The organism is Oleiphilus sp. HI0066 (assembly GCF_001635725.1).
On record NZ_LWFH01001365.1, the window covers coordinates 1 to 1,045 of the forward strand.

Sequence of the window (1,045 nt, forward strand, 5' to 3'; positions counted from 1 at the left end):
ATTGCTGACAAAAAGATCATTATCTAGCGTCACAGCAATCCAATCGAAATCATCATCCTGCTCAGCTACGGCAACGCAAGACAGTTGCATCATCAATACAAACAAAAATGGGAAAGAAACCTTGCCTAGACCACGCCTCATGGAGATCATCTCTATTTAGTTATCAATAAGAACTGACGTCTCAGACCTAAATTCGATATAGGCCAACGGCAATAAGAATAGTCAGGAAGAATAAGAGGTCAACGCTTAACTAGGATAAGAAATGGATACAACATACCAAGTATTGGTGCCAGTAGGAGTGCGTACGTCAACCTCATCATCAACTTGTTTTGAAAGCAGTGCGCGAGCCATTGGAGAATCAATCGAGATATAGTCATGTCGATCATAAATTTCATCGACACCAACGATGCGAAACTTTTTTTCTTCCCCGTCATCATTATCTACAACAACCCATGCGCCAAAAAAAACCTTACCTTCTTGTTCTGGAGCGTATTCGACAACTCGAAGCGCCTCGATGCGCTTTCGCAAAAATCGAACGCGACGATCAATCTCACGCAAACGTTTTTTATTATATTGATAGTCTGCATTCTCCGATCGATCGCCCAGAGAAGCCGCCCAATTAACTTTTTTGGTGACTTCAGGTCTTTCTTCTCGCCATAAATAATCTAGCTCTTCTTTTAAAGCCAAATACCCTTCTTTTGTTATTAAATTAGTCGCCAAACAGAACTCTCTCTTGTTTAAATATTGCAAAAACTAACTTGGCATTAGCTTTGCTTTTTCACTAACTCGTTATTTTATAAAAACCGACTTGATCATACAGGCACTTCATTATGCCCTTATATGCCTATATTGCAGCAATCTTCACTTTGCTTCTCAGTGCATGCGCGAATACATCGCAAAACAGTCTATTTACAAGCGATTTAGAGCAAACGCAGCGCTCTTTGCATCATCACGTCGAACAATTAACTCGCCAATTATTGCTAACATCATCAGACGAATTAACACTTGGTCAAAGTGTAGCTGTCGGCACTATCTTGCCCATCAC

Annotated in this window: 2 protein-coding genes; one reads left to right on the plus strand and one right to left on the minus strand. The window is 40.5% G+C overall.

Going from position 1 to position 1,045, the window contains the following annotated elements:
• Positions 1–246 precede the first annotated feature (246 nt).
• The gene (greB, locus tag A3738_RS20730; RefSeq protein WP_068482957.1) at positions 247–720 is read right to left on the minus strand and encodes a transcription elongation factor GreB; all 474 of its coding nucleotides are present in this window, start codon (positions 718–720) and stop codon (positions 247–249) included.
• A gap of 110 nt (positions 721–830) precedes the next feature.
• On the opposite strand from greB, the gene A3738_RS32100 reads away from it, so the two are divergent.
• A partial coding sequence (locus A3738_RS32100; RefSeq protein ID WP_231876715.1) for a hypothetical protein occupies positions 831–1,045 on the plus strand: 215 nt, incomplete at its 3' end.